Origin of the sequence: Enterobacter sp. RIT637, from assembly GCF_019718755.1 — a bacterium.
In the GTDB taxonomy this organism is placed as follows: Bacteria; Pseudomonadota; Gammaproteobacteria; order Enterobacterales; family Enterobacteriaceae; genus Enterobacter.
This window is the reverse complement of sequence record NZ_JAIHAZ010000022.1, coordinates 57976-64752: the sequence shown is the minus strand read 5'-3', so window position 1 is coordinate 64752 and position 6777 is coordinate 57976. Positions and strand designations below refer to the sequence as shown.

Annotated in this window: 8 protein-coding genes, 2 tRNA genes and 1 rRNA gene; 9 read left to right on the top strand and 2 right to left on the bottom strand. The window is 54.0% G+C overall.

Annotated features, from left to right (window positions below):
* The first annotated feature begins 6 nt into the window (after positions 1 to 6).
* The 3 genes from rrf to K5E19_RS21605 all read left to right on the top strand — a co-directional run bounded on the left by rrf (position 7) and on the right by K5E19_RS21605 (position 384).
* Positions 7 to 122: ribosomal RNA gene (gene rrf, locus K5E19_RS21615) — 5S ribosomal RNA — on the top strand.
* Between the two features lie 56 nt (positions 123 to 178).
* A tRNA-Asp gene (locus K5E19_RS21610) sits at positions 179 to 255 on the top strand.
* A 53-nt stretch (positions 256 to 308) separates the two neighbouring features.
* Positions 309 to 384, top strand: a tRNA-Trp gene (locus K5E19_RS21605).
* Between the two features lie 97 nt (positions 385 to 481).
* On the opposite strand, the gene hdfR is transcribed toward K5E19_RS21605, so the two are convergent.
* Entirely contained in the window at positions 482 to 1303 is an 822-nt protein-coding gene (gene hdfR, locus K5E19_RS21600) for an HTH-type transcriptional regulator HdfR (RefSeq protein ID WP_221553018.1), read from the bottom strand.
* A gap of 118 nt (positions 1304 to 1421) precedes the next feature.
* Here hdfR and K5E19_RS21595 point away from each other — a divergent pair, with 118 nt between their 5' ends.
* On the top strand, positions 1422 to 1760 hold the full coding sequence (locus tag K5E19_RS21595; RefSeq protein ID WP_023309658.1) for a DUF413 domain-containing protein: 339 nt from the start codon (positions 1422 to 1424) through the stop codon (positions 1758 to 1760).
* Positions 1761 to 1789: 29 nt separating this feature from the next.
* On the opposite strand, the gene K5E19_RS21590 is transcribed toward K5E19_RS21595, so the two are convergent.
* Positions 1790 to 3310, bottom strand: a complete 1521-nt coding sequence (locus K5E19_RS21590) for a YifB family Mg chelatase-like AAA ATPase (RefSeq protein ID WP_221553016.1) — start codon at positions 3308 to 3310, stop codon at positions 1790 to 1792.
* Between the two features lie 341 nt (positions 3311 to 3651).
* Between K5E19_RS21590 and ilvL the strand changes: the two genes are divergently transcribed.
* From ilvL to ilvE, 5 genes are all read left to right on the top strand, one after another.
* Positions 3652 to 3750, top strand: coding sequence for an ilv operon leader peptide (gene ilvL, locus K5E19_RS21585; RefSeq protein ID WP_001311244.1), 99 nt, complete (start codon positions 3652 to 3654; stop codon positions 3748 to 3750).
* 86 nt (positions 3751 to 3836) lie between these two features.
* On the top strand, positions 3837 to 3887 hold the full coding sequence (gene ilvX, locus K5E19_RS21580) for a peptide IlvX (RefSeq protein ID WP_166792073.1): 51 nt from the start codon (positions 3837 to 3839) through the stop codon (positions 3885 to 3887).
* A gap of 2 nt (positions 3888 to 3889) precedes the next feature.
* Positions 3890 to 5536, top strand: coding sequence for an acetolactate synthase 2 catalytic subunit (gene ilvG / locus K5E19_RS21575; RefSeq protein WP_221553014.1), 1647 nt, complete (start codon positions 3890 to 3892; stop codon positions 5534 to 5536).
* Positions 5533 to 5796 carry an acetolactate synthase 2 small subunit gene (gene ilvM, locus K5E19_RS21570; protein ID WP_006179206.1) on the top strand — a complete coding sequence of 88 codons (264 nt, stop codon included), beginning with the start codon at positions 5533 to 5535 and terminating at the stop codon, positions 5794 to 5796. Before ilvG ends, ilvM begins: the two co-directional genes overlap by 4 nt.
* 18 nt (positions 5797 to 5814) lie before the next feature.
* Entirely contained in the window at positions 5815 to 6744 is a 930-nt protein-coding gene (ilvE, locus tag K5E19_RS21565; RefSeq protein ID WP_023326297.1) for a branched-chain-amino-acid transaminase, read from the top strand.
* Positions 6745 to 6777 lie beyond the last annotated feature (33 nt).

The following is a 6777-nucleotide window of genomic DNA, read 5'->3' as shown; positions in this document are numbered from 1 at the left end:
AATTTGCCTGGCGGCTTTAGCGCGGTGGTCCCACCTGACCCCATGCCGAACTCAGAAGTGAAACGCCGTAGCGCCGATGGTAGTGTGGGGTCTCCCCATGTGAGAGTAGGGAACTGCCAGGCATCAAATTTAGTAGTAAGCCGGTGCATTAATCCGGTGGTTACAAGCAGTCTTCGGTGGAGCGGTAGTTCAGTCGGTTAGAATACCTGCCTGTCACGCAGGGGGTCGCGGGTTCGAGTCCCGTCCGTTCCGCCACTTATTAAGACATCAAGCCTGCCTTTTAGGCAGGCTTGATGGTAAGAAAATTTAGGGGCGTAGCTCAGTTGGTAGAGCACCGGTCTCCAAAACCGGGTGTCGCGAGTTCGAGTCTCTCCGCCCCTGCCATATAGAATCCTTTGCTTCGGCAAAGGATTTTTTTTGCCTGTAAAACGACAAACACCTCTGCTAATAAAGAAGCCTGCATCTCTGCAGGCTTTTTGCGTTAGTCCATGATGTTGATTTTAAGCAGATCTTTAATCTGCGACTGCTTATCGCTGTTCTGCAGCCAAATCGCATACAACGGTCTGGAAAGCGTCGTGGAATCTGCGACGGTATGCAGACCCGGCCTGCTGTCTGCCCAGCGAGTAGGTAGCCAGGTGCAGCCCTTTAATGAAGGCAACTGCTGGCAGGCAATCTCCGCAGAGCTTGTTGTTAACTGCGGGACATCATCGCTGGCAATCAACCCTGCCTCATGTTGCTGGAAATCAGGGCCCCATTCCAGGCGCAGATAACTCAGATCGGCTTTCATCATTGACGGCTCAGATGCATAAAGTGCAAGGCCAAATTGACCTACGATCTGGCTGCTAAATTCGTCCATCTTGGGGGCTTCGGTCGTGATAAGAAGATCCAGTTGGCGCTCATGGAGTTGCTTAACCAGCGACTGACGTTGCGCAATTCTGGCCTCAAATTGCAGATGCCCGTGTGAATGATACAACCGGCTTAACCATTGACTGAGCATGCATTCCCACAGGGATGCGCTGGCCCCGATCGAGAACTCATTGTGTCTTGAGGTATGCGCAACCTCTTTACGCGCCGCTTGCCAGGTATTCATCAGTGTCTCCGCATACGGAAGCAGTTTTTCACCGGCTGGCGTGAGACGGATATTGTTGCGATGGCGGGTAAAAAGATTCACACCCAGTTGATTTTCCAGCTGTCGAATACGAAAACTGACTGCTGACTGCGTCAGGTAAAGGGCTTCAGCGGCTCGCCCGAAGTGACGCGTTCTGCTCACTTCAAGGAAAGTTTTTAGCAATTCCGTATCCACATCTTTCTCCACAAAATTATTTGTCGTTATGATTTAAATGTTTTGTTTTACACTCTGTCAAGCGTAACTAATACTCCGCGCCATAAATAGCTCGGCCAAAGAATTAGGAGCGTGTAGGATGGCGGAAAGCTTTACGACGACTAATCGTTTTTTCGACAATAAACATTATCCGCGCGGGTTCTCTCGTCACGGCGATTTCACCATCAAAGAAGCTCAACTGCTTGAGCGCCATGGTTATGCCTTTAACGAGCTGGATCTTGGTAAGCGTGAACCTGCTACCGAAGACGAAAAACAGTTTGTTTCTGTATGCCGTGGTGAGCGTGAGCCGGAGTCTGAAGCAGAACGTGTATGGATCAAGTATATGGCGCGCATTAAGCGTCCAAAGCGCTTCCATACGCTGTCTGGCGGTAAGCCGCAGATGGAAGGTGCAGAAGACTACACCGAGTCTGACGACTAAGATGATGAGAAGGGGCTACGGCCCCTTTTTTATGCCAGCAACTTCTGCAGATGCAGCAGCAAACGGTCGATAGCGCGATAGCTCAGCGCTTCCTGCAAATGTTTCCTTTCAATGTCAGCACAGCCCTCCACGTCTGCAATGGTTCTGGCCACTTTCAACAGACGCTGCCACGCACGTATGGACAGCCCAAACCGCGTCAACGTCTCCTCCAGCCATCCCGCATCTTCAGTGTTAAGCGAACAAAACTGTCGGATCCCGGCATTATCCAACCGTGCATTCAGTCTGTTTTGACGAGCATACTGTCGCGCTTGCGCCGCGATAACACGCTCTCGAACATTTGCGGAGCTTTCACTCTGTATACCCGTCTGCCTGAGCAGGCCGGGCGGTGGAAGCGGGATTTCCAGTGATAAATCGAAACGATCGAGGAACGGGCCGGACAGTTTTCCCAGATAGCGCAGCGTCTGCTCTGGCGTACAGCGGTTATGATTCCCCTGGTAGTGTCCCGTCGGGCTGGGGTTCATCGCCGCGACGAGCTGAAAACAGGCGGGATAGCTTATTTTGGCGCGCGTGCGTGAGATATGTATCTCGCCGGATTCAATGGGCTCCCTCAGTGCATCCAGCACGCGGCGCTCAAATTCAGGCAGCTCATCGAGAAACAGAATGCCATTGTGTGCCAGTGAGATCTCACCCGGCCCGGGTATAGATCCACCGCCGACCATTGCCGTCAGTGAAGCGCTATGATGCGGGGAACGAAAAGGACGTCGACGCCACTGTTTTTGCAGCGACGTAGAACCGATCAGGCTATATATGGCGGCGCTTTCCAGTGCTTCATGGTTATTGAGAGGTGGGAGCAACCCACTCAACCTGCTCGCCAGCATGGTTTTACCCGTACCCGGCGGGCCAATCAGCAGAAGATTGTGTCCACCCGCCGCCGTGATCTCCAGCGCCCGTTTCCCTTGCTCCTGTCCCATAATCTCGCTGAGATCCTCTGGAGCATCCGCTATGACATCATCACACTCCTCCGGCTCGGATAGCTCATGTCGCCCTTCAAGCCAGGCACACACTTCCTGGAGATGCCCCGCAATGAGACACCCTTTCTCGGCGATAAGACTCACTTCTGATGCATTTTCATTGGCGACAATGATTTGCCGCCCTGCACGGATAGCCTCCAGTGCTCCGGATATGGCACCGGGAACGCCTCTTAACGCGCCTGTGAGCGCGAGTTCGCCCACGAACTCATACGAGCCTAGCCTGGTCGTATTAAGCTGCTCAGAAGCCGCGAGAAGCGCAATCGCGATAGGTAAATCGTATCGTCCCCCCTCTTTGGGTAGATCGGCGGGGGCAAGGTTGATGGTGATCTTCTTTGCGGGGAAGGTATAACCGCTATTTATTATTGCACTGCGAACGCGATCCCTTGCCTCTTTAACCGTCGTTTCAGGTAGTCCGACCAACGTGAGTCCGGGCAGCCCATTACTCAAATGAACCTCTACGGAAATCAGCGGTGCCTTCACCCCGAGAGCCGCACGTGTATAAACAACTGACAGTGACATTTGCACTACCTCCTGGCGTGACTATGCCAGCGTCCATGTTGTCTTTTTAGCGTCATTTTGTGAATTTACGGCGCCTGTTCAGGTATTTTCATGCTGCATTCATATCATTTCATAATCATGGAAGCTTTCTCGCAGAACGTAAAAAACCGCGTTTGACGCTGCGGTCTGCAGCAAAAAAAATGAAAAATATTCATTTTCTAATTTCCTCATATAAAACAACGATTTTAAGAAATATGATTTGCTGGCTAATCAAATGAGCCATAAATAAATCTTGTGTTTGTTTTGAATTCTGTGATAACTCTTTAGGTATTCCTTCGAACAAGATGCAGAAAGAACCGAAAATGACAGCCCTTCTACGAGTGATTAGCCTGGTCGTGATTAGCGTGGTGGTGATTATTATCCCACCGTGCGGGGCTGCACTTGGACGAGGAAAGGCTTAGAAATCAAGCCTTAACGAACTAAGACCCCCGCACCGAAAGGTCCGGGGGTTTTTTTATGACTAAAAAACGTAAACGAGGAGCAGAGCATGACGACTAGCACAAAATTCTGTTTCTCCAGATTTATGACGGGGAACTAACTATGAATGGGGCACAATGGGTTGTACATGCGTTGCGCGCGCAGGGAGTGGAAACCGTATTCGGTTATCCGGGTGGCGCAATTATGCCGATTTACGATGCACTGTATGACGGCGGCGTGGAACACCTGTTGTGCCGACACGAGCAGGGTGCAGCGATGGCAGCCATTGGTTACGCTCGTGCCACGGGCAAAACCGGTGTCTGTATTGCCACTTCAGGCCCGGGCGCAACTAACTTAATCACCGGTCTGGCGGATGCCCTGCTGGATTCCGTTCCCGTTGTCGCCATCACCGGCCAGGTAGCGTCTCCGTTCATCGGTACCGATGCTTTCCAGGAAGTCGACGTCCTTGGTTTATCGTTGGCCTGCACCAAACACAGCTTCCTCGTCCAGTCTCTGGAAGAGCTGCCGCGCGTAATGGCAGAAGCGTTCGAAGTGGCAAGCTCTGGTCGTCCTGGTCCGGTTTTGGTCGATATCCCGAAAGATATCCAGGTGGCACTTGGCGATCTGGAACCCCACTTCTCTACCGTTGAAAGCGATAATGCGTTTCCGGATGCGGCAGTTGAAGAGGCCCGTCAGATGCTGGCGCAGGCGAAACAGCCGATGCTGTACGTCGGCGGTGGCGTCGGCATGGCGCAGGCCGTTCCAGCCCTGCGCGAATTCATCGCAACGACGCAGATGCCAGCGACCTGCACGTTGAAAGGCCTGGGGGCCGTCGACGCGGACTACCCATACTATCTGGGCATGCTGGGGATGCACGGCACCAAAGCGGCAAACCTGGCGGTGCAGGAGTGCGACTTGCTCATCGCCGTAGGGGCCCGTTTTGATGACCGCGTCACCGGCAAGCTGAATACCTTTGCGCCGAACGCCAAAGTCATCCATATGGATATCGACCCGGCGGAGATGAACAAGCTGCGTCAGGCGCACGTTGCGCTGCAGGGCGATCTCAATGCACTGTTACCGGCACTGCAGCAGCCGCTGGATATCAACGCATGGCGTCAGCACACCGCAGACATGCGCGCCGAGCACGCCTGGCGTTACGACCACCCCGGCGAGGCCATCTACGCGCCGCTGCTGTTGAAGCAGCTGTCCGACCTTAAACCGGCTGACAGCGTCGTCACCACCGACGTAGGCCAGCACCAGATGTGGTCCGCGCAGCACATGACCTACACCCGCCCGGAAAACTTCATCACCTCCAGCGGGTTAGGGACAATGGGCTTCGGTCTGCCAGCCGCCGTTGGCGCGCAGGTTGCCCGCCCGAACGATACCGTTATCTGTATCTCCGGTGACGGCTCCTTCATGATGAACGTTCAGGAGTTGGGCACCGTTAAGCGTAAGCAGTTGCCGCTGAAAATCGTCTTGCTCGACAACCAGCGTTTAGGGATGGTTCGCCAGTGGCAGCAGCTGTTTTTCCAGGAGCGTTACAGCGAAACGACTCTCACCGATAACCCCGATTTCCTCACCCTGGCCAGCGCCTTTGGCATCCCTGGCCAGCACATCACCCGTAAAGATCAGGTTGAAGCGGCGCTCGACACCATGCTGAACAGCGATGGGCCTTACCTGCTTCATGTCTCAATCGACGAACTCGAGAACGTCTGGCCGTTGGTACCGCCTGGTGCCAGTAACTCACAAATGATGGAGAAATTATCATGATGCAGCATCAGGTCGCCGTACAGGCTCGCTTCAACCCGGAAACCTTAGAGCGCGTTTTGCGCGTGGTGCGTCATCGTGGTTTTCAGATTTGCTCTATGAATATGGAAACGGCCACAGACGCCCAGAACATCAGTATCGAATTAACCGTTGCCAGCCCGCGGTCGGTCGACTTACTGTTTAGCCAATTATCAAAACTGGTAGACGTTGCCCATGTTGCCATCTGCCAGAGCACAACCACATCACAACAAATCCGCGCTTAAGCGTGACAGGACGAAAAAATGACGACAAAAAAAGCTGATTACATTTGGTTCAACGGTGAGATGGTTCGCTGGGAGGACGCGAAGGTCCACGTGATGTCCCACGCGCTGCACTACGGTACCTCCGTGTTTGAAGGCATCCGCTGCTACGATTCTCACAAAGGGCCAGTGGTGTTCCGCCATCGCGAACACATGCAGCGTCTGCATGACTCAGCCAAAATTTATCGTTTCCCGGTTTCTCAAAGCGTCGACGAGCTGATGGAAGCCTGTCGCGACGTGATCCGTAAAAACAACCTGACCAGCGCCTATATTCGTCCGCTGGTGTTCGTGGGCGACGTCGGCATGGGCGTGAACCCGCCGGCCGGTTACAACACCGATGTGATCATTGCCGCGTTCCCATGGGGTGCTTACCTGGGTGCAGAAGCCCTGGAGCAGGGGATCGACGCAATGGTCTCTTCCTGGAACCGCGTTGCGCCAAACACCATCCCGACCGCTGCGAAAGCAGGCGGCAACTACCTCTCTTCACTGCTGGTCGGTAGCGAAGCGCGCCGCCACGGCTATCAGGAAGGTATCGCCCTGGACGTAAATGGCTACATCTCAGAAGGTGCGGGCGAAAACCTGTTTGAAGTGAAAGACGGTATCCTGTTCACGCCGCCGTTCACCTCGTCCGCGCTGCCGGGCATCACCCGTGACGCCATCATCAAGCTGGCGAAAGATCTGGGTATCGAAGTGCGTGAGCAGGTGCTGTCCCGCGAATCCCTGTATCTGGCCGATGAAGTGTTCATGTCCGGTACCGCGGCTGAAATCACGCCGGTGCGCAGCGTAGACGGTATCCAGGTGGGCGAAGGCCGCTGCGGTCCGGTCACCAAACGCATCCAGCAGGCGTTCTTTGGCCTCTTCACCGGCGAAACGGAAGATAAATACGGCTGGTTGGATCAGGTTAATCACTAAGTATAAATTTGGGACGGCACGCACCGTCCCATT

Bases quoted from the DNA above. Each gene is read 5' to 3' on its own strand.
- ilvM (WP_006179206.1), top strand. From the start codon at position 5,533: ATGATGCAGCATCAGGTCGCCGTACAGGCTCGCTTCAACCCGGAAACC.
- K5E19_RS21595 (WP_023309658.1), top strand. From the start codon at position 1,422: ATGGCGGAAAGCTTTACGACGACTAATCGTTTTTTCGACAATAAACAT.
- ilvL (WP_001311244.1), top strand. From the start codon at position 3,652: ATGACAGCCCTTCTACGAGTGATTAGCCTGGTCGTGATTAGCGTGGTG.
- ilvE (WP_023326297.1), top strand. From the start codon at position 5,815: ATGACGACAAAAAAAGCTGATTACATTTGGTTCAACGGTGAGATGGTT.
- K5E19_RS21590 (WP_221553016.1), bottom strand. From the start codon at position 3,310: ATGTCACTGTCAGTTGTTTATACACGTGCGGCTCTCGGGGTGAAGGCA.
- ilvG (WP_221553014.1), top strand. From the start codon at position 3,890: ATGAATGGGGCACAATGGGTTGTACATGCGTTGCGCGCGCAGGGAGTG.